Raw genomic sequence first — 24586 nt, 5'->3', positions numbered from 1 at the left:
TAATTGAAGTGCGAAGAGAACATAATGACGCTTGAAAGAACGGATCGAGTAGAAATTCCAGTGCTAGCGCTACGCGATGTAGTGGTGTATCCGCATATGGTGATCCCGCTGTTTGTAGGTCGAGAAAAATCAATAAAATGCCTAGAAGCTGCGATGGACAATGACAAGCAAATCTTTTTAGTTGCGCAAAAAGACGCCTCAGTTGATGACCCAAGCACTGATGATGTCTATCAGACTGGTACCATTGCAACGGTACTACAGTTACTCAAACTACCTGATGGCACAGTGAAAGTGCTAGTTGAAGGTACTCAACGCGCAAAAATAGATGAGTTTCTAATTACAGACGAATATTTCTTGGCGCAAGCTCAGTACATTCCATCTCAGGATGTGGATGAGCAAGAGCAAGACATATTAGTTCGCAGCGCAATTAGCCAGTTCGAAGGCTATGTGAAGCTAAATAAAAAGATCCCACCAGAAGTACTAACTTCAGTATCGGGTATCGATGAAGCTGCACGCTTAGCGGATACGATGGCTGCTCATATGCCAATTAAAGTACCTGAAAAACAAAAGGTGCTAGAAATTGACGACGTGACTGAGCGTCTCGAATATTTGATGGCGTTGATGGAAGGCGAGATTGACCTACTTCAAGTAGAGAAAAAGATCCGCTCACGCGTTAAAAAGCAAATGGAGAAATCCCAACGAGAGTACTATCTGAATGAGCAAATGAAAGCTATTCAGAAAGAGCTTGGTGAGCTGGATGATGTACCTGACGAATTTGAAGCCCTGAAAAAGCGTATTAGCGAAGCGAATATGCCGCAAGAAGCGGCAGAAAAAGCACTTTCAGAGCTTAACAAACTTAAAATGATGTCACCTATGTCTGCGGAAGCGACGGTTGTACGCTCGTACATTGAGACGATGATCAATGTACCTTGGAAAAAGCGCTCAAAGGTGAAAAAAGACCTAGCTGGTGCACAAAAGATACTCGATGCCGATCATTATGGTCTTGAGAAAGTGAAAGACCGCATTATCGAATATCTAGCGGTACAGCAGCGCACCAATAAGCTTAAAGGTCCTATCTTATGCTTAGTCGGCCCTCCGGGCGTTGGTAAAACCAGTTTAGGTCAATCTATCGCGCGTTCGACTGGCCGTAAGTACGTACGTATGGCGCTCGGTGGCGTGCGCGACGAAGCTGAAATTCGTGGTCACAGAAGAACTTATATTGGCTCAATGCCGGGAAAATTGATCCAAAGCATGTCGAAAGTTGGCGTAAAGAACCCGCTTTTCTTGTTGGATGAAATCGATAAGATGTCATCGGATATGCGCGGCGACCCTGCATCGGCTCTACTAGAAGTGTTAGATCCAGAGCAAAATAGCAACTTTGCAGACCACTATTTAGAAGTGGACTACGATCTGTCTGATGTTATGTTTGTTGCGACTTCTAATAGCTTTAACATTCCAGGTCCATTATTAGACCGTATGGAAGTCATTCGTCTTGCTGGTTACACCGAGGACGAAAAGCTAAATATTGCCAAGCAGCACTTAATTCCAAAGCAAGTGAAACGCAATGGATTAAAAGAGTCTGAAATCAATATAGAAGACAGCGCGATCATTGGTATTATCCGCTACTACACGCGTGAAGCGGGTGTCCGTAATCTAGAGCGCGAAGTATCTAAGTTGTGCAGAAAAGCAGTTAAGAACATCTTGCTAGATAAAAATGTTAAGCAAGTTGTGATTAACCAAGAAAACCTTGAAGACTTCTTAGGTGTACAACGTCACGACTACGGCAAGGCGGAAGACGGCGATAGAGTTGGTCAAGTTACCGGTCTTGCATGGACAGAAGTCGGGGGTGACTTACTCACTATCGAATGTGCGGCAGTACCAGGTAAAGGCAAACTTGCTTACACCGGGTCGCTGGGCGATGTGATGCAAGAGTCAATTCAGGCGGCAATGACGGTTGTGCGCAACCGTGCTGACAAACTACGCATAAATGACGATTTTTACGAGAAACGTGATATTCATGTTCACGTTCCTGAAGGTGCAACACCGAAAGACGGTCCGAGCGCCGGTATTGCGATGGTAACGGGCTTAGTATCAAGCCTTACTGGTAATCCAGTACGTGCAGATGTTGCGATGACAGGTGAAATTACCTTGCGTGGTGAAGTTCTGCCTATCGGTGGTCTGAAAGAGAAATTATTGGCAGCGCACCGTGGTGGAATTAAACGAGTTTTAATACCGAAAAAGAACGAGCGTGACTTAAAGGAAATTCCTGAGAATGTTCTTGAAGGGCTTGATATTCATGCGGTGTCATGGATTGATGAGGTATTATCACTGGCGTTAGCGCACCCAATAGACAGTTTTAGTGTGGAATCGCAAAAAAACTAAGAAAAAAGCCAAAAAATTGAGTGAAAAGGCTTTTCAAATCTAAAAGGTGTGTTAAGTTAGGCACTGTATTCAAGCCTACTGGTTCGGAAGCCCCGTAATCACTAGGCTTGAGAAAGATTTCGAGAATTAGAGAGTCGCTGTGATGTCTCTAAATGAATAGCAAAAGTTACCAGTAAGAAGTAACTTTTGACAATAACTATGGAAGAGGATGATATTGTGAATAAATCTCAATTAATCGATCAAATCGCAGCTGATGCTGACATTTCTAAAGCGGCTGCTGGTCGTGCGCTAGATTCATTCATTGAGTCTGTAACGGGTGCACTAAAAGACGGTGACTCTGTTGCACTTGTAGGTTTTGGTACTTTCTCAGTGCGCGAGCGTGCTGCACGTTCTGGTCGTAACCCACAAACTGGTGAGACTATTCAAATCGCAGCAGCTAACATCCCATCTTTCAAAGCGGGTAAAGCGCTTAAAGACGCAGTAAACTAATTCAATTTGAATTAGGCGGTGCAGAGTCATCGCGAACTGCTTCAAGATAAAAGGCGTATCTGCTAAGATACGCTTTTTTTATACCATCACTAATCTGATTGGTGTAATGCTTAACCCAAATCTAGCAAACACAAAGTGCTTAGGTGCTTTGACTTAGATAAGAGAAACAATAAATGCTTGAAAAGATCAGAGAAGGCTCGCAAGGCCCGGCGGCTAAAATCGTATTAGGTTTAGTCATCTTATCTTTTGCGTTAGCAGGGATCGGTGGTTACCTAGGTCAAACCACAGAGCAGCCTGTCGCAGAAGTGAACGGAGTAAAGATTTCACAAACTAAGTTTTCTCGTGCTTACTCAAATGAACGTGCACGACTAGAGCAACAGTTTGGCGAATACTTTGCACAGATTGCAGCCGATCCTAATTATATGGCGCAAATTCGCCAAGGTGTTGTTGACCAATTAGTACAACAAGAATTACAAACCCAACTAGCTAAAGAGCTTGGTCTTCGTGTAAGCGATGAGCAGGTTAAAAAAGCGATTGTTGAAATGCCATATTTTCAAATTGGTGGAGAATTCAGTAACGACCGTTACTTACAAGTTATCCGTCAAATGAACTTCCAGCCAGATAGCTTCCGCGAATATCTTCGTGACGAGATGACTCGTGCGCAGCTAATCTCAGCGGTGGCAGGCACTGATTTTGTATTGAAAAACGAACTTCAGCAATCTATTGCGCTACAGCAACAAACTCGTGCTATCGACTATGCGGTATTAAGCAAAGAGTTGGTGAAAGATGAAGTATCAGTGTCAGATGAAGAAGTTCAAAACTATTACGATTTGAATCAAACTCAGTTCCAAGCTCCAGAATTGGTGGCGGTTAACTATATCGAGCTAAAAGCTGAAGATTTAGCGCCTGCAGAGCCAGTGACTGAGGAAGCGTTAAAAACGTATTACGAAGAGCAAAAAAACCAATATCTTGAACCTGAAAGACGCCGCGTGTCACACATTCTTGTTGATGCAAGCGAAGATGCTGAAGCTGCTAAACAAAAAGCAGATGAAATTCTGGCTGAATTGAATAACGGTGCTGATTTTGCCGTTGTTGCAGAAGAAAAATCTGACGACGTGGTGAGCGCTGAGCTTGGCGGTGATCTAGATTGGATTGAAAGAGACATGATGGATCCGGCGTTTGAAGATGCAGCATTTGCGCTGGCCGCGGTAGGTGATGTATCTGAAGTGGTTGAATCTGAGTTTGGTTTCCATATTATCAAGCTAACAGACATTCAGCGCCAACAGGCACAATCTTTTGAAGACGTAAAAGACGACCTTCGTGCAGAGCTTGAAAGAGCAGCTAAGATTGATGCGTTCTATCAAAAGCAAACTCGTGTAGCTGAACTTGCTTTTGAAATGGCTGACTCGCTACAAGACGCTGCTGAAGCCGCTGGTGTTGAGATCAAATCAACAGAACTGGTAAGTCGTAACGCGCTTCCTGAGCCACTGAATTCACCAGCGATAAGCAATACTATCTTCACGCCAGAGCTGCTAGAAGACCGCGTAAACTCAGAAGTGTTGGAAGTTGCACCAGAGCATATCGTGGTGGTTCGTGTTGCTGAGCATAAAGCGGCAGCGACTAAGCCACTTGAGGAAGTCAGCGCGCAGATCAAAACGCAGTTGAGCAATGAAAAAGCGTCGACATTAATTGCAGAGAAAGCACAGTCACTATTTGAGCAACTACAAGGTGGTTCTACTTTAGCTGAGATTGCCAAAGCACAAAGTATCGAAGTGAAGAGCGTGTCTGAGCTTAAGCGTCGTAGCTACGACGTACCACCAGCTATTGCAGCTGAAGCATTTAAATTGCCTCAGCCGGGTGTGGCAGAGGCAGAATCTGCACTTGTAGAGCTTGGTAATGGCGACTCGGCATTTGTGGTACTGAAGTCAGTTACCACGCCTGAAGTTGATGGCAAGGTTGATGCGCAGCAGAAGCAGTCAATCACCGCTTCTTACGCAAACAAAAACTATCTTGAGCTACTAGCAGCGCTTGAAGCTAAGTCTGAAGTAAAAAGACCACAACTTCAGGTCACAGAGCAGCAATAATCGTTTTTAGATAGAAGAAAGGCGCCAACACGGCGCCTTTTTTGTGTTTTTGGCCTCTTATTATGGTGCTTTTTTGTTAAGTTTTGTTTATTTAAAGGTTTTTAATTTATGGCTGGTTAATTTCAAATAATAAATTCTTTATTGTTCCTTTATTGACAAATATTGTTCCCCTATTTAGTATGTTCGATTTTGGGAACAATGTGTATAAAATAGGAACTTTATGAAATATAGATATAGTGCATGGATTGTAGCCTTATTGCTATCAGTATCGGGTTGTAACAGTGATAGTAAGACTGTTATAGAGTTACCTGTAGAGGGAGGTCAAGGAGATAACACTTCAACTGACAATAATGGAACTAATACTGATAACTCCTCGGATACTGATAATTCAGATAAAGATAATACCAATACCGACGATTCAGATTCAGATAATGCTAATTCTAATAATCCCGTAAAAGAAACAAAGGAAGAGGTAATTAAGCGTATTCTGAGTGCACAAGGAGCAGATAGTACTACCTCTCTTGCTTTAAAAGACTTTGAAATTGCTGAATTTGGATGTGTAACTGCGGCAAATCTATCTGTAATTCAGGGATATTTTAATACGACACAAGATGAATTACAGTTGGCGGCTCTCAAACATCGATTATGCAAAGTTGTTGAGCTTTTTGAATTAGATAGTAAATCTTTACTCACACCGAACAGACTGAAGGAAGTTGGGCTTCGGGGCTTATTTTTTGAAGATGGTAAACTGGATCAGTGGGCATATGACGAGCTGATTTTAGCGATACCAGAGAGCCACTTTGAGTATGCTGCGCTTCAGGAGGCAGTTGAGGACTTCCATCATAATCAAAGCTCTGTTTGGCCTAAACAGATTAATATTTCTTTTGACGATGGTGGCGCATTAAACTCTATCCATGACCACCTTGATCTATTTGATAAATATAACGCAACATTTACCTATTATGTTAGCCATTACTCCACTATTGATCATTCAAAAGTGGCTGATATAGAAAACCGAGGTCACGAAATCGGTCATCATGGAGTAATTCATCGTCATGCGAAGATTTACTCCGAAGAAAATGGTGTTCAGAAGTGGATAGCAGACGATATCACACCACAACTTGACGCAATGAGAAGAGATGGCTTGACAGTAACGTCTTATGCGTACCCATTCGGAGCTTATACAAAAGAAACCGATCGTGAAATCAAGAAATATTTTACTCATGTACGTAAGTTTGCTTCTTGGTCTTCTGTTATTTATAGAGGTGAACGCAGTGATAGACCAATCACAACAGGATTATCTATGGACTCACACCGCTTTGACTTGGACAAAATCCAGAATGCGATTGATACCTTAAAAGGTGGTGAGACGCTATACTTAGCAACGCATGTCATTGGCAAAACTGGGAATGAGTGGTATATCACTCCCGAGAATCTTGAAAAGGTATTGGCTTATGCAAGTGCGAAAGGTTTAAAGTTTTGTCATACCAGTGAGTGTATGAATTTTAAGGGTAACACGACTAATTAATCTGAACTTTAAAAACAATAAGTTAGTTCATTCCTTATCCAAACCTAAGGTTAACTAAAACGGTGATTGAATAGGGCGGTCAATATTATAGCCGCCCTGATATTCAAAATAGAGTTAATACGGCCCTTGCTACGGCCTGCGAAGACTGATAATTCTGCCCCGTCACTATGCGGCTATCTACTTTGATAAAAGACGCATCCCGCTCTCCATACACAAAACTCCCTCCAAGCTCTTCCACTTTAGGCTGAATTTGAAAAGGAAAATGCTTGAAATACTCTCTATCTGGATTTTCAAATGCGGTAGGGTAACCGGTGATTTGCTTTCCTTTGATGAGATACTCGCCATTTTTCAAGCGCAAATTAACGATACCTGCTGTACCATGGCATACGGCGGCAACAACACCTTGGTTTTGTTCATATATATGCATAGCAATACGCTGTAGAGTAGGGTTTTCCGCTACTTCATACATGGCATTGCTGCCGCCAACATAATAGATTGCAGCATATTGGCTAGGGTCGACTTCAGCTGGGCGCATTGTGTTGCTGAGCGCATACATATAGTCAGGTTGGTAAAGGTACTTTTTATGTTCGCCGTTTGAAGTATTTATATAGCTCAGGTTTAACGCGCCACCTTGTGTGCTGACGAAATCAACAATTAGTCCTGCTTGAGTAAATACGTCATAGGCACTGAATAGCTCTTCGAAGCTCGTGCCAGCTGGCAGCTTGCTATCGCCATGAAAGGCTTTGCTTGATGAGACAACGAGCACTCGGCGACCTAAGTTCGTTACTTGCTCGGAAGTTAGCGTGGTTTGCTGCGCCGATTTACTGATGATTTTCCATGTGCCAGCTATTTTCTTTAGGAGTAGGTGATCGATGTACTGCACGTTTGACTTCAATATATCAATACGGATTTTGGCCTGTGCAAGGTGGTCATTCACGCTGATATTTAGAATTTTGGTGCGTCTGCCAGTGTCTTTTTTCGAGCCTTTATACCAACTCAAATACTCTTTCAACGGGACTTGCCACATCGCTTGGTCTGACTTTTCTAAAATAAGTATCGCATCGGGATGAAACGCTTTTCTTATCACTTTAGGCTGGTTGTTCGCGGTGCCACTGATGTAGTGGTTTAATGTAGCGGTAATTTTAGCGGTCTCATCCTCAAAAGCGATGGCGATGCTGGTTTGGATAAGTAGTAAAAATAACAATGGTACTAGTTTTGATAGGGCCATAAGTTTCTCCTGTTCTGATTCAGAAGAAATATAAACTTATTTAATTAAAGCAGTCACCTAGAGTATATTTTAGGAGTCTGAGAGTATGTTTTCGGAGTGCTTAAAGTTATTTGGAGAGTAGCCTGTGAGCTTCTTAAATGCGGCAAAAAATGTGGATGCAGAATTAAAACCACACTCCAGTGCAAGGTGTTCTAGCGGCATGTTGGTGCTCGAAAGCAAGTGTTTCGCATATTCAACTCTCAAGCCATTGAGATATTGTTTAAAGTTACAATGATAATGGCGATTTACTATTTGCGATAATTTGTTGTGGCTCGTGCCTAATCGTTTGGCTAATCGGGGTAGCGTTAAATCCGGCTCAGTAAATAGCTTGCTTTCTGACATTAGCGACTCCAGTTTGGCTATGAGCTGATTGTACTCCTCGTCGCTTATGTGCGTATTGGCATATTTCTTTTCATTAGCAGATGGTTTTCGTAGTAATTTGGGTGCGAAAAGGATGCTTAAATAGAGCACAAAGCTGAAGGTGAGTGCTCCTGTGATGTAAGAAGTGAATGACGAAAAGAAATACGCGGCCCAAATGAGCCAGCAACCGCAGATAACAACCATAGATAGATGAAACTCGGCGTTGTTATTGGCGCTTTTGGCCGTAGCTAGACGATAAAAAGTATAAGAACTTATCAGTAAATAACCTAGCCAAAAATAGGATGTGCCTTTGTAACCCCACGTTTGCCAAATTTCAGGGTGAAGCTGATAGGGCATGAATATACCAAATCCAATAATAAAACCGCTTAATGCCAAAAAGTGTATTGTTAGATAACGATTTTTGGTTTTACTGTAGCTTGCAAGTACAAAATTAAGCAGGCAGGGGCCAAGCAAAAAGTAGGCACTCAAACCTATTTGCAGGATCGTTTTATCGAGCTCTGGGTTAAAGTAAAAAAGGACTGATTTACCAATTCGAATACAAAGTAAAATGAGGAGCATCGACACCCAGCGTAGTGCCTTTGCCTCCTGAAATTTTACTAGCAGTAGGGCGCTGAGAATAAAGCCGTTAAATACTCCAACAAGTGAGAAGAAAAATAACAGATGGGCACTAAAATCCATTTCTCATTCCCTCGCGAAATTAAGCTGACAGCAGCTTTTGCATGGTTTTAGATTTTGGCGTATTGAACACACACTCCGTTTCGCCATATTCGACAACTCTGCCGCGATTTAATACCAAAATTTCATCACTCATATGGCGAACCAAACTCAAATGATGTGTGATAAGCACATACGCAAGTCCCGTTGCTGCTTGTAGCTCTAGCAGCAGATTTACGGTTTGTGCACGTACGGACGGGTCTAATGATGACAGCGCTTCATCTAGTACCAGCACTTTAGGGTCTAAAATAAGGGCTCTCGCTAAGGCAACCCGCTGTAATTGTCCGCCACTAAACATATGAGGATAATAGTCTATGTGTTCGCCAAGTAGCCCGACTCGGCTGAGTGTGATGCGAATTTTCTTATAACGCTGTTCTTCGGTGAGTTCAGTATTGTATTGCAGGCAATCATCAAGCATATCCCCAATGGTGAGACCCGGGTTGAGCGAGCGAGTTGGGTCTTGAAAAATAAGGCGAATAGTACGGCAGTCATGATTGCGAATACCAGCGTCTTCTACAATTTGACCATTTAGTAATATTTGTCCAGAGTCTGCCATGTCGGCACCGGCAAGTACTTTGGCGAGCGTACTTTTACCAGAGCCAGTCTCGCCTATGATTGCGAGGGTTTGTCCGGGAGCAAGCGCAAACGACACATCTCTGAGTACCTGCAACGAACGGCGTCTGAACAGCCCTTGACGAGAAGTGTAGGACTTGTTTAAAGACTGTACTTTTAAGACGGGTTGCATTTTTGCTTCACCTTAATTAACGGAAAGTGGCAAGCGTAACTATGACCATGCGAGCGACTTTGCCTTGGCGTGACGACACATTCTTTTTGCGCTTGGGGGCATCTCGGCCCCAAGCGGCATCCTATGGGTAAATGCTGTAATGGAGGAATAGTGCCTTTCAAGGCATAAAATGCTTCTTTATGGCCGAGTCCTTGACCAAAGTCAGGTAAACTCTTAACCAGCGCCTGGGTGTAGGGATGCAATGGCTGTTTAAAAATAGCCTGAGTAGGGCCTGCTTCAACCATCTGTCCGCAGTAGAGCACATGCATTGCATGAGACCAGTCGGAGATCTCTTCCAGCTCATGCGAAATCATTAATATCGACATGTTCTTAAGCTGGTTTAATGCCTTGAGCAATCGAAATACTTGCGCGCGGGCGGTACTCTCAAGTGCGGTGGTAGGCTCATCGGCAATAAGTAATTTAGGGCTTCTGGCGATGGCCATCGCAATCATGATCTTTTGGCACATCCCCTCAGAAAGTTCATGTGGGTAACTGCTGCAGATCTTTTTATCGTCTCGGATCCCAGCTTTGTGCAATAGTGCTCGAACCTTTTCTTTTCGTGCTTTTCTACGACCAAAAAAGCCACCTTTTAAGACGCTATCGGGAATAGACTCCGCGACTTGGTCGAAAATAGTGGCGGTTGGGTCAAGGCTTCGACTTGGCTCTTGGTAAATCATCGCAATATCTTGGCTGACGAGCTTTCTGCGCTTTTCTGAAGATAAACGCATAAGGTCAACACCACGCCAGTGCATGCGATCTGCGGTTACTGTCCAACGCTGATTGAGCACCCCCACAATGGCCTTGGCGATTAGACTTTTACCAGAGCCAGACTCACCGACAAGTGCATGCACTTCGCCTTCTTTAAGGCTAAGGTTGACCTTATCAACCGCGCGAATAACACCGTCTTCGGTACGTAGTTCAATGGTGAGGTTCTTAATGTCTAGTAATTGCATTAATCTGCCTTACGTTGTTTCAGCGCTTCACGCAGTCCATCACCAACCAAGTTGGTAGACAGTACTGCCAAAAAGAGCAATACACCTGGGAGGCCTACAGTCCAAGGCGCGAGATAAATTAAACTTAAGTTTTCTTGGAGGATAGCACCCCATTCGGTAGATGGAGGCTGCGCACCGAGCTTTAAGAAACCAAGTGCGGCAATATCTAAAATAGCAGTCGACAGCGCCATGGTGAAGATAACCACGATATGCTCGTAAATGTTAGGCAGTATGCCACGGACGAGCAGTTTCCAGCGTGTTGCACCATCAAGCTTAAAGGCAATGATATAGTCTTTACTAAGCTCAGTGACCACTAAGTTTCTAATCGAGTGGATGTATTGTGGCAATAGCGCGAAGATGATCGCCCACACCGTATTCATCAAACCTGGCCCTAATATAGCAATGATGATAATGGCCAGCAGTAACGAAGGAATGGCGAGCGTAATATCCAATAAGTGATTAAGAAAGCTGGATTTTAAGCCTCGACTGGCGCCAGCAAGCGTACCAAGTACGACGCCGAGTGCCGTGGTAACCAAGGCCGCAATGATAGATAAACCAAAGGTGAAGGTTGCTCCGTTCATTAAGCGCGATAAGATGTCTCGCCCTAAATCATCTGTACCGAGTATAAAGCGCACATCGCCATCATCATGCCAAGAAGGTGGCAGCAACAGGGCATCAGCATGCTGCTGGTTAACACCATAGGGCGCGATCAACGGTGCTGTTAAAGCCAATACCGTAAGGGCAACAAACAGCCACAAACCCACAAGCGCAACGTGATTTGAGCGGAATTTACGCCATAATCTAAATAAAGGTGAGCGATTAGACTCTTCGGTAAATAGATTAAACTTTGCCATGAGCCTGATTCCTTGCGAGCGGGTCGAGTATCGAGTGAATAAAATCAGACAACATGTTGGCAATGATAACGAAGAAAGACACCGCGAGCAGTCCCCCTTGAATAGCTGGGAAATCACGTTGATAGATGCTTTCAATTAACCATCGACCGATCCCAGGCCAAGAGAATATCACCTCAGTGATCATCGCAAGTGTGATGAGCGTGCTAAATTGGAGACCAATTTGTTTTATCACTGGTAGCAGCGCATTTCTCAGCGCGTGGTGAATGATAAGCTGGCTGCGATTAAGGCCTTTTGCTCTAGCCGTTTTAATATAGTTCTGGTCGAGGACTTCGAGCATAGAATCGCGAGTAAAGCGGATCAAAACTGTCGTTGGGTACATAGCCAGCACAACGGTTGGTAGCGCTAAATGATGAAGTGCATCCCAAAATGCGGCACCGCCATAGGGGAAACCTTCGAGGTAAATATCAATCAGAATAAAATGAGTAACGGGCTGTATTTCATAAAGTAAGCCAATTCTACCGGACATAGGAAAAAGCCCTAGACCCAGACAAAATGCCATAATGAGCAGCAGGGCTAACCAAAAAACTGGAATGGAAAATCCCATCAAGCTTAATGAGTTAATGAGCTTATCTGGCCACTTTTTATGATAAGCGCTGGCTATTACTCCACTTGGTACACCAATAATGACTGCAACCGTCAAAGCATATAAACACAGCTCAAGCGTTGCTGGAAATAGATGTTTCACATGAGAAAGCACGGGCTGGCCCGACGATAAAGATAAACCCCAGTCGCCTTCAAACATACGAGCCATAAACGCGCCGTATTGTACAAAGATATTTTCTTCAATACGGTATTTTTCAACTAGCACCTGCGTTTGGGCATAACTTGAGTTGACTTCGCCACTGAAGTTAGTGATCAACTCACCAGGAAACAGGTAATTGAGGGCGAAAGTAAATATCGTTAGGGTAAACAACATAAAGCAAAGCAAGCTCAGTCGTCGATAAGCATATTTTGCGAACATGTTAGTCTCTCCTTGCCTCAGCGAGCGAAATACCACCAAATGGACGTAGTGAGACGCCCTTGATATCAGAGCTAGTTGCTTGGAACCTTAGCCCGTGAGCAATAGGAACGAGAGGCAGTTGCTCAATGACCATTTTTTGTGCTTGCTGATAATAGAATTTTCTTTCTTCCATATCGTTGGTGTCTAACGCTTGGGTGAGCAATAGGTCAAACTCCGGATTACACCAGTTGGAAGGGTTTTTGCCGCTAAATGTTGCAGTACAGCTTAATAATGGGCTGAAAAAATTGTCTGGATCAGGCGTATCTGCTGCCCAGCCTAATAACACACTATCGTGCTCATGGCGGCCAACGCGTTCAATAAAGGTATTCCATTCGTACTCCACGATTCTGGCATTGACGCCAATATCACGTAAATCACGTTGAATAAGCTCAGCCATTTTCCGCGCGTTAGGATTGTAAATTCGCGACACCGGCATGGCCCATAAGGTCATGGAAAAACCGCCCTCAAGACCAGCCTGTTTCAAATACTCTTTGGCTTTTTCAGGGTCATATGTTGGCATTTTTTGCTGCGCTTCAAATGCCCATGAAGAAGGGGGAAGCATCGAGCGGGCTAAAATTCCATTGTTGTAAAATACCGCTTGCATGATTTTTTCAAAATCTATGCTGTGCGCCAGCGCTTTGCGGACCAACGGATTATCAAATGGTGGCTTTTCGGTGTTGAATGCCCAGTAGCCTATATTCAGATTTGCGGCCTTTTCAACTTCTATGTCTTTTCTTTGCTCAAGCACGGTGAGCTGGGTAGCACTGGGGTGCGCCGTAATATCACATTCTTTAGTTAGCATTTTTGCGATGCGGCTAGTGCCATTGGTGGTGATATCGTAGACCAATTGTTCCATGTATACCGGGTGTTTCCAGTAATGCTCATGGCGATAATATCGGATCAGGTTATCACGTAAAAATTCACGGTACTTATACGGACCTGTGCCTACGGGCTTTTGATCAAAATCTTGCTTATGTTCAAGCTCTATAAGCTGATCGGCATATTCTTTAGAAAGAATGACAGCGAAGTCTGTGGCGATATTGGATAAAAAGCTACTTTCCGCGTTGAACAGATCAAAGCGAACGGTATGTTCATCCACTTTTTTTACTTGGCGGATCAGTTGGTCGAGTCCAATACTTTGAAAATAAGGATAATTTGCATCACCAACAAAGTGGTACGGATTGTAAACATCAAATAAACGGTTAAATGAGAATACCACATCATCGGCATTCATTTTTCTTGTTGGTGTGAAGTAGAGGGTATCGTGAAATTGGACATCATCCCTCAGGGTAAAAGTGAAAGATTTACCGTCTTTGCTGACCTGCCAAGACGTTGCCAACTCAGGTAAGAATTCGCCGCTTTCAGGATCAATACTGATCAAGGTGTCATAAAGCTGATTGGCAATAATATCAATCGTAGACCCTGTTGTGGTCACTTGTGGATTAAATGACACAGGGTTCGCTTCTGCACAATATACTAAGCCTTGTGACTTATCATTCACTTTATTTGGCGTCTGATCCGTACAGCCAAATAAAGCGGTACACAGCACACCAAAAAACAATTTACGCACCACTATGCCTCTTGTTTTTGGTTTTGGTCCAGTAGGTTGTATTTTTTCAAATAACCTCTTAGTTGATGATACGTCAAACCAAGGTTTTGTGCAGTTTTCTTTTGATTAAATTGACTAAATTCAAGTGCTTTTTGCAGCATTGTGATTTCATAGTCGTTGGAAAGCGATTTTAAATCACAAGGGAAGTCGAATTCGAGGGCAGGATCTGCCTGTTGTTCGTTACTCGGCTGTGCCACAGGCAAAGGCTCAACTTTATGAGTGGTTGAAGTTGTTGGCTGGGCATTTGGCGCTTTGATCCGTTGACTCGGCCTAAATGGGCTAGCAAAGGGGTCAAACACAATATCATGAACCGGAATTTGGTCATTGCCATGACGATATAAACTACGTTCAACTACATTTTTGAGCTCACGGATATTACCGGGCCACGGGTAATCAAGCAGTTTCTCGATGGCTTTGCGGGTAAAGCCGCTAAATAACTCCCATCCTAAATCCCGAGCCATATTTATCGCAAAATGTTCGGCCAATAAAAAGATGTCTTCTTTTCTTGCTCTTAATGGCGGTAAGGTGATGACGTCAAATGCGAGGCGGTCCAATAAGTCGTGTCTGAACTCTCCAGCATCGGCAAGAGTGGGGAGATCTTCATTGGTAGCGCATACCAGTCGAGTATCTACTTTTACGGTTTGCTTGCCGCCAACTCGCTCGAACTCACCGTATTCAATTACACGCAAGAGCTTTTCTTGCACCATTGCAGAGGTATTAGCTAACTCATCCAAAAACAGTGTGCCACTGTTAGCGCGTTCAAATCGACCTTCATGACGCTTGCTTGCACCAGTAAAGGCACCACTTTCGTGACCAAATAATTCACTCTCTAAAAGGTTTTCGTTTAGGGCTGCGCAGTTTAGTTTGACGTATTCCTGATCCCACCGCTCTGAGAGATAATGCAAACGCGCCGCAATTAACTCTTTACCTGTGCCACGCTCGCCAATAATAAGCACGGGCTTTTCTAAAGGAGCAAGCTGTGAAACCTTGTCTAGCACAGCTAAAAAGCTGTCAGATTGGCCTAATAAATTATCCTGTTGGCGAAAACGGCTCATATTGCCTAACTCTTAGTGGTTTTTACTAATAACTAGTGTATTTCAAAAAAAGAGATAACTAAAGGCTTTTTAAAAATAAAATAACCTTATGATTTTATTGTGTTTTTAAATTTGTTAAAGTTGGCAAGCTATTTGATACATAGACAGTAAGCAATTTAGCTATTAACCAAAGAGGTAACCACTATGGGAATTTTTTCTCGTTTTGCAGACATAGTGAATTCTAATATCAATGCTATTTTGGATAAAGCCGAAGATCCAGAAAAAATGGTTCGCCTAATTATCCAAGAAATGGAAGATACACTAGTCGAAGTAAGATCGACCTCAGCAAAAACACTCGCTGAGAAAAAGGAGTTAACACGCCGTCTAGATCAGCTAAAAGCACAGGTAGATGATTGGCAAACCAAAGCAGAGCTTGCACTAAGTAAAGAACGTGAAGATTTAGCACGTGCTGCTTTACTTGAAAAGCAAAAGTCTGCGGAGGATGTTGCAGCCCTAGAAAAAGAGCTAGAGCATGTAGACACACATATTGAAAAGCTGCAGCAAGAAGTCAGTACATTACAAGATAAATTGGCCGACGCAAAAGCGCGCCAAAAAGCGATTGTACTACGCCAGCGCTCAGCAGAATCTCGTTTAGAGGTGAAAAAGGCACTCGACAGCAGTAAAGTAGATGATGCCCTAAATCGCTTTGAGCGTTATGAGAGCAAAATCGATGGCCTGGAGTCACAAATCGAATCTTACGATCTAGGTAAGAAATCTTTAGCGGATGAGATTGCTGATCTGCAAAAGAACGAAAAGATTGACGATGAGCTTGAACAGCTGAAAAAGAAAATGGCTGAAAAGTGAAAATAGTCGCACCTACTGTCAGGGTAGGTGCTAACCAACTACAATAATAACAGCCAGGTTGAAGGCAGGAGAAGATTATGTTTGACGCAGAAGTTTTGATGGCTCCGTTGATTATTTTTATGGTCATCGTGGCACCACTTTGGTTAATTTTGCACTACCGTAGCAAAAAGCAGGTAAGCCAAGGGTTAAGTGAACACGAGCATCGTCAGCTTATCGAATTAGCCAGCAAGGCAGAAAAAATGGCAGATCGTGTTGAAACGTTAGAAGCTTTACTTGATCAAGAGTCACCACAATGGAGACGCAAGTTATGAGTAGACTAAAGCGAGAGCTATATCGTGACCCAAGTCGCGGCAAGGTAGCCGGAGTATGCGCAGGTCTTAGCGATTATTTCAACATGGAGTTATGGCTTGTTAGGATCTTATTCATCACGGCCGTGCTATTATCAGGTGGTCCATTATTTATCGTCGTGTATGTGGCATGTTGGTTTATTTTAGATAAACGTGAAGTGACACCAAATCGTTCACCTGATGCGAAAGATGAAGATAAAGTATCGGTGAAGTTTAAGGTGTGGCAAAAAGGCGAGCCGCCAAGGCAGGCACTTTATGACCTAAAAGACAGATTATCACGACTTGATGGTCGCATTCAGAACATGGAACGCTACGTAACTTCCCCTGAATTTACGGTTAGCAGAGAAATTGACAAGCTATAAGGCGGTATTGGCCGCCTTGGCATTTTCTTGAGGGGCACTTTTCTACTTATGACTACGTCACGTTTTCGAACCCCATCTTCCCTAGATAAGTTAAAACAACAAGCAAAAAAAACGCTCCACCGCTCTTTTGATAAGCATATCAAGCTTGCCGTAACCGGGTTTAGTGGCAGCGGAAAAACCGCATTTATCACGGCGCTTATCAAGCATCTGACTACTCAAACGAGCACCGACAACTTACCGTTTTTAGATGTTGTGAGTGAAGGTCGTCTTGTTGCGTGTCGTCCTGAGCCGCAGAAGGCACTGGCGGTACCAACTTTTGACTATCAGCAAGCAATAACTTGTTTGTTGGAAGAGCCGCCAACATGGCCTGCGTCAACCAAACGTATCAACACCTTAACACTGGCGTTTAGGTATCATAGTGAACGCGGACTCAAACAGCACTTAGCGCAAACCCATACACTATACCTTGAACTATATGATTACCCAGGTGAGTGGTTAATGGACTTGCCACTGCTTAAAATGACTTTTCCCGAGTGGTGTGAGCAGCAATTTGCATTATTAAATAAGCCTAAATACCGGCCATTTGCACAAACGTTTTTACAGCTCCTCGAGCAGTTTGATGGAACGGAAGCGGTGGATGAAAGTAAGCTGAAAATGCTTGCACAAAGTTACCATGCGCTTTTAGCGCAGCTGCAGCGGGATACTCGTTTATCTAACCTGCAACCTGGCCGAGCGTTGATCCCTGGTGACCTTGAGGGAGCGCCAATATTGCTGTTTTTCCCGGTACAAGTTCACCCAAACGACATTACCGATCATTCACAATATCAACAGCTTGTGGAGCGTTTTGAAGCCTACAAAAAGCAAGTCGTCGCACCTTTTTACAAAGATTACTTTTGTCAGTTTGACCGCCAAGTCGTGTTAGTTGATCTATTGGGTAGCTTAAGTGATGGCTATGACACACTGAAGGAGCAAGAAGTTGCGTTAAAGCAGATCCTCGCCATGTTTTCTCATGGTAAAAGTGGCTTTTTGTCTCGTTTATTTAACCCAAAAATAGATAAGGTACTATTTGCCGCCAACAAATGTGATGGCGTCTTGAACGAGCAGCAGACCAATTTGACAAGGTTGTTAAATGAAATGCTGGTGGACAGTGCCAATGAGCTTCGCTTCAACGGGGTAACCGTGGATACGATGTCTCTTTCTTCGGTGAGAAGTGTTGAGTCAAGGGCGGTGAAAGAGGGGACGCAACATGTACAATGTATCTATGGCAAGCCGGTCGGCGAGCAGCAGTTTATCAACTATGTACCACCAACCCCGCCTGATCACGTTCCAAAAGCGCAGGCTTGGCCCCAAAGTGGGTTTGAGTTTTTAGCGTTTGAACCGCTACCTGCGAGGCAAGGAAACTTATCGCATATCAGGCTTGATCATGCTTTGCAGTTCTTAATTGGAGATAAATTAAGGTGACAGATCAGACAAAATCTTACCAAGGCTCGGGTAGGCGCTTAAACATCGATACTGAACGCCAAGATGAGTCTCAACATTTGGGTGGTGAAGGCAAAGTTCTCGGCAACGAGCTGGTTGTGAGTGAAAGCCTTGATGCTGTGCCTGAACCCGAGTTACCGAAAATTGAACGTATTTACGAATCGCCTTGGCGATTTGGGTTTAAGCAGTGCTTTTTGCTTGCGCTATTAATACTTATCATTGTGGAAGCAGCACTGACCTTGATAGAGAGCTATGAGCAAAATATTCTGCTGTTTAGTCTATACACCACCGTATTGTCTCTTGGTTTATTGGCGCTATTTAAATTCTTATTTTCAGAAGTCATCGCACTTAGCAAGCTTAAACAACATCAGCAAATTAAGCATGATGCCCAGCGCTTATTACAGAGTGACCAAATTGGCGAGGCGCGAGCTTGGCTTGCACCACTATTAAAAGCGCATCCAGAGCAAAAGGTTGCCGCATTTGAAGAGGCATTACAGCCTCACCATACAGACAAAGAAGTCATCACTTTATATGAAAAAACCTTGCTCCGAGGCCAAGATGCTGAAGCTAAAAAGCTAATTCAAGAGCATGCGACAACATCGGCGCTCTTAGTTGCTTTAAGTCCACTTGCACTTGTGGATATGCTGGCGGTGCTTTGGCGCGGAGTCGTGCTGGTGGAAAAGATCAGCAAACATTATGGTATTCGATTAGCGTATCGCAGCCGTATCACCTTGTACAAAATGCTGTTGAAGCAAATGGTGTTTGTTGGCGCAAGTGAACTGGTAAGCGACCTTGCTGCGACCAGTGTGGGGGCTGAATTACTCGGCAAGCTTTCTACCCGTTCAGCACAGGGCCTGAGTGCTGGGATATTTACAGCTCGTTTGGGCTATAAGGCGATGGAACTTTGTCGACCATTACCACGTTTGGAGCACAAACAAAGTCTTTTGAAAAATGCGATTAGCTCAGTCGTAGATGTGCTATTAAGGCGTAGCAAAAAAGATTAAACGGCAACAATTTTATACACCTCTTTAAGTAAAACTGGCTAGTCACAGTAAGTGAACTAGCCGTCTCCCCATCTGGCATGCTTGTCTATTTTTCTAAACTGCCCTACATATTGGTTATTACACAAAAACGACGCTAATCAATTCACTACCATGTTTATTTGGTTGGCAATAATAAAATCAGCAGGCAAGTATGAAAAAATTAAGAGATGACAGTCAGTGTATTCACGGACCCAATCATTTTGATGACCCACATGGGGCGTTAACCGCTCCTTTGTATCAAACTTCAACATTCCACTTTAAAGACGCAGCGCAAGGAGCCGCACGGTTCGCCGGTGAAGAGCCCGGCTATATCTATACTCGCTTAGGCAACCCTACGACGCGAGAGCTAGAAGAAAAAGTAGCTCGACTCGAGGGAATGGAAGATGCTGCGGCGACCGCCACTGGTATGGGGGCTGTGTCTGCATCGGTGCTGAGCTTTTTGCAGCAAGGCGACCATATGATTGCATCAAGCGCATTATATGGCTGTAGCTTCGCACTATTTGCGCATATGTTGCCTAAATTCGGTATTGAGGTGTCATTTGTAGACTTAACCGATGAGCACGCGTTACGTGATGCGGTACAGGAAAATACAAAACTATTGTTTGCCGAAACGCCGATCAACCCCAACATGACGGTATTAGATCTGAAAATGTTAGGGGAGATCGCTAAACAGCACGAGCTCTTGTTTGTCGTTGACAATACCTTTATGACGCCGCTTTTACAAAAGCCTGTGAATTATGGTGCTGATCTTATTGTGCACAGCGCAACCAAGTATCTAAATGGTCATGGGGATGTGGTAGCAGGGCTCGTGTGCGGTTCAAAAGAGCACATAGAACTTATCAAATTAACCGTGTTAAAAGACATTGGCGCTACAATCAGTCCTCATGATGCTTGGTTAATCAATCGAGGGTTGAAAACCTTAGCTTTGCGTGTACAGCGCCACTGTCAAAGCGCACAAACGGTAGCAGAGTTCCTAGAAGCGCACCCTAAAGTGAATAAAGTCTACTACCCTGGTTTACCTTCGCATCCTGGTTACCAATTTCTAGGTGAACAAATGAAAGGGGCTGGTGGGGTAATTGCTTTTGAAATCAACGGCTCGCTAGAGCAGGGTGAACAATTTATCAATGCGACTGAGCTGTGTACGTTAGCGGTAAGTCTAGGTGATCCGGAAACGCTCATTCAACATCCGGCATCAATGACACACTCTCCTTATACACAAGAGGAAAGGTTAGCTGCGGGAATTTCTGATGGACTAATTCGGATTTCAGTGGGGCTTGAAGACGTAGAAGACATTATTGACGATCTTAAGCAGGCGTTTGATAAAATATAGCTGTAAGTTAATTTTTACAAAGGGGCTGGGTTTGGCCCCTTTTTATTATGTGTGTAATTTTAATTTTACAAGCGTGTATTTCATAGTTTACGAAAATGCTTGTTGTGCGAAATGTGATAAACGTGCTCACTATTAAACTTTCCTTCACTTTTACTTAGTATCAAAGTCACAAGTTGAAGCGCTCCGAACCATCAACAGGACGGCAATTGAAATTGCAAGATCATAAACTCGGGGTGAAGTAAGTGAGAATGTAAAATGGCTAAAGCAAGTAAATATGTATCTAAGCAGCCAGATGAAAATGGCGTTATTGCTTGGACAGATGAAGAGAATCAAATTTGGTCAGAGTTAGTTGCACGTCAGCTAGCGTGTATCGAAGGCAAAGCCTGTGATGAATATTTGGCGGGCCTTGAGAAAATTAACTTACCAAAAGACCGCATTCCACAACTAAGTGAGTTAAACGAAGCACTAGCGAAAGAAACGGGTTGGCAGGTAGCACCAGTGCCGGCATTGATTGATTTCGATGAGTTCTTTCGATTACTTGCCAACAAACAGTTTCCTGTAGCGACCTTTATTCGCTCAAGAGAAGAGTTTGATTACTTGCAAGAACCAGATATCTTCCATGAGATTTTTGGCCATTGTGCAATGCTAACGAATCCAGCATTCGCCGAGTTTACACACAAGTATGGTCAGCTAGGCTATGCCGCTGAAAAGAAAGATCGCGTCTACCTTGCGCGCTTATACTGGTTTACCGTCGAATTCGGTTTGATGCAAACCGAGCAAGGTTTGCGTATCTACGGTGGCGGTGTGCTATCAAGCCCAGGTGAGACTCAATATGTTTACTCCGACAAACCAGAAATTAATCCGCTTAAAGTGTTAGATGTGTTACGTACACCTTATCGCATCGACATTATGCAACCTGTTTACTATACAATTAACTCAATCAACGACTTATTTGAGATCTCTAAAATGGATATCATGTCGCAGGTTGAACAAGCAAAAGAGCTTGGGTTATTTGAACCTAAGTTTCCGCCAAAAGAAAAACTAGCAAGTTAAGGAATTATCAATGTCTGATTTAAGTGCACAAAAATGTGAAGCGTGTCGTGCGGATGCGCCTAAAGTATCAGATGAAGAACTAGCGGTTCTAATCAAACAGATCCCTGATTGGGTACCTGAAGTACGCGATGGTATTATGCAGCTTGAGCGTGTTTACAAGTTTAAAAACTTTAAACAAGCAATTGCGTTCACAAACAAGGTGGGTGATATGGCTGAAGAAGAAGGCCATCACCCAGGTCTACTTACCGAATGGGGTAAAGTGACGGTAACGTGGTGGAGCCATTCTATTAAAGGTCTTCATAAAAACGATTTTATCTGTGCCGCTAAAACCGACGAAGTATTCGCACAGTAGGTCGACATTTATGCCGACAAATATCGGTAAATAGCGACAAATATCGACAACCCCATGTCATATTTCGACCTACAAAATAAAAACGGCGCTAAACAAGCGCCGTTTTTATTCATCATTTAGGATAAAAGCCAAGAAAAGGTTTGTCTTTTCATTTTCCAACCAAATACAACTAGCGTTAGCAGAAATAGATTAATCTATTTCTTATCTCGCCCTCAGGTTACGTAAACGTAGGGCTAATTATGCCATTAGTCCACAAGATAGCGGTTGCAGCAAGAATGATGACTAACAGCACTAGGCCACAAGTCACAACCGAGCTGGCATAAATAAACCCACGCTCTTCAGGAATATGCATAAGAATAGGCACGCCCGTATAAAGCAGGTAAACGGAGTACGCCAGTGCAACCATCCCAACCGATACGACAAACCAAAGCTCAGGATAAAATGCCGCAAAAGCCGACATAAACATTGGCGTTGCCGTGTAGGCCGATAACTCTAGAGTCTGTGTATAGGTCGGTGTTGAGCCAAAAGTGATGGCCATCCAGTGGGCGAGATACGCCAGAATAAAGACGCCTGCAATTAATGCGCAGTACATTGCAACACCAATTAATATTGCCGACTCATGAGTTAAATAGACAGCATCCCCAGTACCAACACTCCAGCCTAAGTAGACTGAAGAATAGTACCCCATAATGCTTGGGATCAGCGCAACAAGTGCAATATGTGACAAACTGTAAAACATGCTTTCGTGACGGTTATCGATTGTTTGCCACTCTTCGTGCGGGTGAGCATATAAGCCCCAAAGATGATTAAAGATCATAGTTAGCCCCTCAAATATAGGTTTGTACTATTTTTGTACAATTCAATTAAGTTATGAGAGATGAGTTAATTTTTGTCAAGAAAATGTAGTTGAATAGCAATATTACTATTTTCAGAATAGTCTAAAACTTCTTGGGGAATAGCCTTGTGGTGCACCTTGCAGCGAGAAGTTATGATAAAATGGCGCAAACACATTAGTCTTTTGTTGTTATGTTAGAAAAGTACACAGATTTACTTACGCCTATTAACCAATTTTTAGGCTGTGAAACCCCGCAAGCTTGGATTGAAAAAGCAAAGCAAAGCGAGCACTTACCATTATTGCTTATCGATCATATGCATTGTGAGTTAAAAGCGGCGCAAAGTGCGGCCTTCTTAATTCGCAAATATGCAATAGATGATGCGTCTGCAAAAACATTGTTAAGTTGGTTGCAACCTTACGAAGATTTTATTTATCGCAGTATTGGTGATGGCGAGTTTTCAGGCAGTAAAAATGAATTGATCGGTGAGCTAACTGCACGACCTGAATATGCTTACAATCAAGATATTTTGAGTAAGATGGTGAGGCTTATCAAAGAAGAGCTACATCACTTTGAACAGGTGCTAGAAATCATAAGGGCACGTGATATTCCTGTTGAGTACGTACAAGCATCTCGCTATGCGTCTGGAATGATCAAACACATTCGCACTTATGAACCCGCAGCCCTGGTTGATAAACTGATCATTGGTGCTTACATTGAGGCTCGTTCATGTGAACGTTTCGCCAAACTTGCGCCACACTTAGATCAAGAAATTGCTAAGTTTTATGTGTCGCTATTGCGCTCAGAAGCCAGACATTATCAAGACTATATTGATTTAGCGCATCAAGTGGCCAACGCAACCGCTCCTAAGCGCTGTGACGTAGCTGGGCGTGTTCAACTATTTCAGCAAGTAGAAAACGAGCTTATCAGCTCACCGGACCCCGATTTCAAGTTTCACTCAGGTGCGCCTATTTAAGCACTAAATTTATTCAAAAGGGTGGCAAAGGAGCTGCTGTTTGCCACTGTCATCAACGACGATATATGAGCTTTGTGAATACCAATCGCCAAGTACAGTACGTACCTTACCATCTTGGTAGGTGTGCACTTTTGGTCTGTGGGTGTGGCCGTGGATCATATTGTCTACGCCATGTTTTGCGAACATTTCAGCCACTGCTTCTTCGGTGACATCTAGAATCTCAAGGGGCTTGCCTTTTTGGTTTTCAATACTCTTACGCCTTGCATTTGCAGCAACTCTGCGACGATACCAAAGTGGCATAGCAAGCATCAATCTTGGCCACCACCAACCGCGGCTCTTCTTACGAAACTTTTGATAGGCTTCGTCTTGTGTACACATCTCATCGCCGTGCAAAATCACCGTTGGTGTGCCGTATAGATCTATCACCGCTTGTTCAGGTAACAAAGTCATTTGGCATTCGTCAGCAAAGGCTTGTTTGATTAAAAAATCACGGTTACCGTGAATAAAAAAGACTTGAATGCCAAGGTGACTCAAGCTTCGCAGTTTTTGTGCAATACTCAGGGCGTAGGGGTCTTTTTCATCGTCTCCAATCCACACTTCAAAAAAATCACCCAGAATATATAAAGCGTCGACATCGGCGGTCATGTGATGGTCGAGAAAAGCGAAAAAAGCGGCGGTGATATCAGTGCGGTGCTCGGTTAAATGCAAGTCGGCGATAAAATAGGTTTTACCCATGGGACCTCAAAACTAATAAGGCCAGCATAAATAC

Annotated in this window: 23 protein-coding genes; 13 read left to right on the top strand and 10 right to left on the bottom strand. The window is 43.4% G+C overall.

All coding sequences use genetic code 11. The features are described from left to right. The first annotated feature begins 24 nt into the window (after window positions 1–24). The 4 genes from lon (at window position 25) to CTT31_RS11885 (ending at window position 6483) form a co-directional block, all read left to right on the top strand. The gene (gene lon / locus CTT31_RS11900; protein WP_211857996.1) at window positions 25–2382 is read left to right on the top strand and encodes an endopeptidase La; all 2358 of its coding nucleotides are present in this window, start codon (window positions 25–27) and stop codon (window positions 2380–2382) included. 216 nt (window positions 2383–2598) lie between these two features. After that, window positions 2599–2871, top strand: a complete 273-nt coding sequence (gene hupB, locus CTT31_RS11895; protein WP_010371157.1) for a nucleoid-associated protein HU-beta — start codon at window positions 2599–2601, stop codon at window positions 2869–2871. A 173-nt stretch (window positions 2872–3044) separates the two neighbouring features. Beyond that, window positions 3045–4955 (top strand): SurA N-terminal domain-containing protein, encoded by a 1911-nt coding sequence (locus tag CTT31_RS11890; protein ID WP_211857995.1) that lies wholly within the window; start codon window positions 3045–3047, stop codon window positions 4953–4955. A gap of 220 nt (window positions 4956–5175) precedes the next feature. Continuing rightward, window positions 5176–6483 (top strand): polysaccharide deacetylase family protein, encoded by a 1308-nt coding sequence (locus CTT31_RS11885; protein ID WP_211857994.1) that lies wholly within the window; start codon window positions 5176–5178, stop codon window positions 6481–6483. Between the two features lie 103 nt (window positions 6484–6586). Here the strand turns inward: CTT31_RS11885 and CTT31_RS11880 are convergent, their stop codons facing one another. The 8 genes from CTT31_RS11880 to pspF all read right to left on the bottom strand — a co-directional run bounded on the left by CTT31_RS11880 (window position 6587) and on the right by pspF (window position 15199). After that, complete coding sequence (locus CTT31_RS11880; RefSeq protein ID WP_211857993.1) at window positions 6587–7711, bottom strand: nuclear transport factor 2 family protein; 1125 nt, start codon at window positions 7709–7711, stop codon at window positions 6587–6589. 69 nt (window positions 7712–7780) lie between these two features. Continuing rightward, a complete protein-coding gene (locus CTT31_RS11875) occupies window positions 7781–8809 on the bottom strand; it encodes a helix-turn-helix domain-containing protein (RefSeq protein WP_211857991.1) in 1029 nt (342 codons plus the stop codon). A gap of 19 nt (window positions 8810–8828) precedes the next feature. Beyond that, the gene (locus CTT31_RS11870; protein ID WP_069018590.1) at window positions 8829–9590 is read right to left on the bottom strand and encodes an ATP-binding cassette domain-containing protein; all 762 of its coding nucleotides are present in this window, start codon (window positions 9588–9590) and stop codon (window positions 8829–8831) included. Beyond that, a complete protein-coding gene (locus CTT31_RS11865; protein WP_010606731.1) occupies window positions 9575–10582 on the bottom strand; it encodes a peptide ABC transporter ATP-binding protein in 1008 nt (335 codons plus the stop codon). The genes CTT31_RS11870 and CTT31_RS11865 overlap by 16 nt, the downstream gene beginning before the upstream one ends. Beyond that, window positions 10582–11475 (bottom strand): ABC transporter permease subunit, encoded by an 894-nt coding sequence (locus tag CTT31_RS11860; RefSeq protein WP_039497078.1) that lies wholly within the window; start codon window positions 11473–11475, stop codon window positions 10582–10584. The genes CTT31_RS11865 and CTT31_RS11860 overlap by 1 nt, the downstream gene beginning before the upstream one ends. Beyond that, window positions 11462–12496, bottom strand: coding sequence for an ABC transporter permease (locus CTT31_RS11855; RefSeq protein ID WP_039497080.1), 1035 nt, complete (start codon window positions 12494–12496; stop codon window positions 11462–11464). Before CTT31_RS11855 ends, CTT31_RS11860 begins: the two co-directional genes overlap by 14 nt. Before the next feature lies 1 nt (window position 12497). Further along, window positions 12498–14105: an ABC transporter substrate-binding protein gene (locus CTT31_RS11850; protein ID WP_370649616.1), complete on the bottom strand. Its 1608-nt coding sequence runs from the start codon at window positions 14103–14105 to the stop codon at window positions 12498–12500. 2 nt (window positions 14106–14107) lie between these two features. Beyond that, window positions 14108–15199 (bottom strand): phage shock protein operon transcriptional activator, encoded by a 1092-nt coding sequence (pspF, locus tag CTT31_RS11845; protein ID WP_260491321.1) that lies wholly within the window; start codon window positions 15197–15199, stop codon window positions 14108–14110. Between the two features lie 183 nt (window positions 15200–15382). On the opposite strand from pspF, the gene pspA reads away from it, so the two are divergent. The 8 genes from pspA to CTT31_RS11805 all read left to right on the top strand — a co-directional run bounded on the left by pspA (window position 15383) and on the right by CTT31_RS11805 (window position 22008). Beyond that, window positions 15383–16042: a phage shock protein PspA gene (gene pspA, locus CTT31_RS11840; protein ID WP_010371188.1), complete on the top strand. Its 660-nt coding sequence runs from the start codon at window positions 15383–15385 to the stop codon at window positions 16040–16042. Window positions 16043–16119: 77 nt separating this feature from the next. Further along, a complete protein-coding gene (gene pspB, locus CTT31_RS11835) occupies window positions 16120–16353 on the top strand; it encodes an envelope stress response membrane protein PspB (RefSeq protein WP_010371190.1) in 234 nt (77 codons plus the stop codon). Further along, complete coding sequence (gene pspC / locus CTT31_RS11830) at window positions 16350–16751, top strand: envelope stress response membrane protein PspC (protein WP_010371193.1); 402 nt, start codon at window positions 16350–16352, stop codon at window positions 16749–16751. The genes pspB and pspC overlap by 4 nt, the downstream gene beginning before the upstream one ends. Window positions 16752–16799: 48 nt before the next feature. Further along, window positions 16800–18212, top strand: a complete 1413-nt coding sequence (locus tag CTT31_RS11825) for a YcjX family GTP-binding protein (protein WP_260491320.1) — start codon at window positions 16800–16802, stop codon at window positions 18210–18212. Next, window positions 18209–19234: a TIGR01620 family protein gene (locus CTT31_RS11820; RefSeq protein WP_211857984.1), complete on the top strand. Its 1026-nt coding sequence runs from the start codon at window positions 18209–18211 to the stop codon at window positions 19232–19234. Before CTT31_RS11825 ends, CTT31_RS11820 begins: the two co-directional genes overlap by 4 nt. Before the next feature lie 190 nt (window positions 19235–19424). Then, window positions 19425–20603: a trans-sulfuration enzyme family protein gene (locus tag CTT31_RS11815; protein WP_211857983.1), complete on the top strand. Its 1179-nt coding sequence runs from the start codon at window positions 19425–19427 to the stop codon at window positions 20601–20603. Window positions 20604–20858: 255 nt separating this feature from the next. Further along, entirely contained in the window at window positions 20859–21656 is a 798-nt protein-coding gene (phhA, locus tag CTT31_RS11810; protein ID WP_010371198.1) for a phenylalanine 4-monooxygenase, read from the top strand. Window positions 21657–21666: 10 nt separating this feature from the next. Continuing rightward, complete coding sequence (locus CTT31_RS11805) at window positions 21667–22008, top strand: 4a-hydroxytetrahydrobiopterin dehydratase (protein WP_017216111.1); 342 nt, start codon at window positions 21667–21669, stop codon at window positions 22006–22008. A gap of 217 nt (window positions 22009–22225) precedes the next feature. Here the strand turns inward: CTT31_RS11805 and CTT31_RS11800 are convergent, their stop codons facing one another. Beyond that, the gene (locus CTT31_RS11800; protein WP_010606742.1) at window positions 22226–22825 is read right to left on the bottom strand and encodes a Yip1 family protein; all 600 of its coding nucleotides are present in this window, start codon (window positions 22823–22825) and stop codon (window positions 22226–22228) included. Between the two features lie 209 nt (window positions 22826–23034). Here CTT31_RS11800 and miaE point away from each other — a divergent pair, with 209 nt between their 5' ends. After that, on the top strand, window positions 23035–23817 hold the full coding sequence (gene miaE, locus CTT31_RS11795; RefSeq protein WP_211857981.1) for a tRNA isopentenyl-2-thiomethyl-A-37 hydroxylase MiaE: 783 nt from the start codon (window positions 23035–23037) through the stop codon (window positions 23815–23817). Between the two features lie 9 nt (window positions 23818–23826). On the opposite strand, the gene CTT31_RS11790 is transcribed toward miaE, so the two are convergent. Continuing rightward, complete coding sequence (locus CTT31_RS11790) at window positions 23827–24552, bottom strand: UDP-2,3-diacylglucosamine diphosphatase (protein ID WP_260491319.1); 726 nt, start codon at window positions 24550–24552, stop codon at window positions 23827–23829. Window positions 24553–24586: the final 34 nt, after the last annotated feature.

It is taken from the genome of Pseudoalteromonas maricaloris (genome assembly GCF_024746855.1).
Taxonomy (GTDB): Bacteria; Pseudomonadota; Gammaproteobacteria; order Enterobacterales; family Alteromonadaceae; genus Pseudoalteromonas; species Pseudoalteromonas maricaloris.
Note: the sequence above shows the minus strand (reverse complement) of the source record. Positions and strands in the feature narration are given on the sequence as shown.

Coding starts and splice junctions, on each gene's coding strand:
- pspF (WP_260491321.1), bottom strand. CDS start 15,199: ATGAGCCGTTTTCGCCAACAGGATAATTTATTAGGCCAATCTGACAGC.
- CTT31_RS11880 (WP_211857993.1), bottom strand. CDS start 7,711: ATGGCCCTATCAAAACTAGTACCATTGTTATTTTTACTACTTATCCAA.
- CTT31_RS11860 (WP_039497078.1), bottom strand. CDS start 11,475: ATGGCAAAGTTTAATCTATTTACCGAAGAGTCTAATCGCTCACCTTTA.
- pspC (WP_010371193.1), top strand. CDS start 16,350: ATGAGTAGACTAAAGCGAGAGCTATATCGTGACCCAAGTCGCGGCAAG.
- CTT31_RS11800 (WP_010606742.1), bottom strand. CDS start 22,825: ATGATCTTTAATCATCTTTGGGGCTTATATGCTCACCCGCACGAAGAG.
- pspA (WP_010371188.1), top strand. CDS start 15,383: ATGGGAATTTTTTCTCGTTTTGCAGACATAGTGAATTCTAATATCAAT.
- CTT31_RS11790 (WP_260491319.1), bottom strand. CDS start 24,552: ATGGGTAAAACCTATTTTATCGCCGACTTGCATTTAACCGAGCACCGC.
- CTT31_RS11885 (WP_211857994.1), top strand. CDS start 5,176: ATGAAATATAGATATAGTGCATGGATTGTAGCCTTATTGCTATCAGTA.
- CTT31_RS11825 (WP_260491320.1), top strand. CDS start 16,800: ATGACTACGTCACGTTTTCGAACCCCATCTTCCCTAGATAAGTTAAAA.
- CTT31_RS11865 (WP_010606731.1), bottom strand. CDS start 10,582: ATGCAATTACTAGACATTAAGAACCTCACCATTGAACTACGTACCGAA.
- pspB (WP_010371190.1), top strand. CDS start 16,120: ATGTTTGACGCAGAAGTTTTGATGGCTCCGTTGATTATTTTTATGGTC.
- phhA (WP_010371198.1), top strand. CDS start 20,859: ATGGCTAAAGCAAGTAAATATGTATCTAAGCAGCCAGATGAAAATGGC.
- CTT31_RS11855 (WP_039497080.1), bottom strand. CDS start 12,496: ATGTTCGCAAAATATGCTTATCGACGACTGAGCTTGCTTTGCTTTATG.
- miaE (WP_211857981.1), top strand. CDS start 23,035: ATGTTAGAAAAGTACACAGATTTACTTACGCCTATTAACCAATTTTTA.
- CTT31_RS11890 (WP_211857995.1), top strand. CDS start 3,045: ATGCTTGAAAAGATCAGAGAAGGCTCGCAAGGCCCGGCGGCTAAAATC.
- CTT31_RS11805 (WP_017216111.1), top strand. CDS start 21,667: ATGTCTGATTTAAGTGCACAAAAATGTGAAGCGTGTCGTGCGGATGCG.
- lon (WP_211857996.1), top strand. CDS start 25: ATGACGCTTGAAAGAACGGATCGAGTAGAAATTCCAGTGCTAGCGCTA.
- CTT31_RS11815 (WP_211857983.1), top strand. CDS start 19,425: ATGAAAAAATTAAGAGATGACAGTCAGTGTATTCACGGACCCAATCAT.
- CTT31_RS11875 (WP_211857991.1), bottom strand. CDS start 8,809: ATGGATTTTAGTGCCCATCTGTTATTTTTCTTCTCACTTGTTGGAGTA.
- CTT31_RS11870 (WP_069018590.1), bottom strand. CDS start 9,590: ATGCAACCCGTCTTAAAAGTACAGTCTTTAAACAAGTCCTACACTTCT.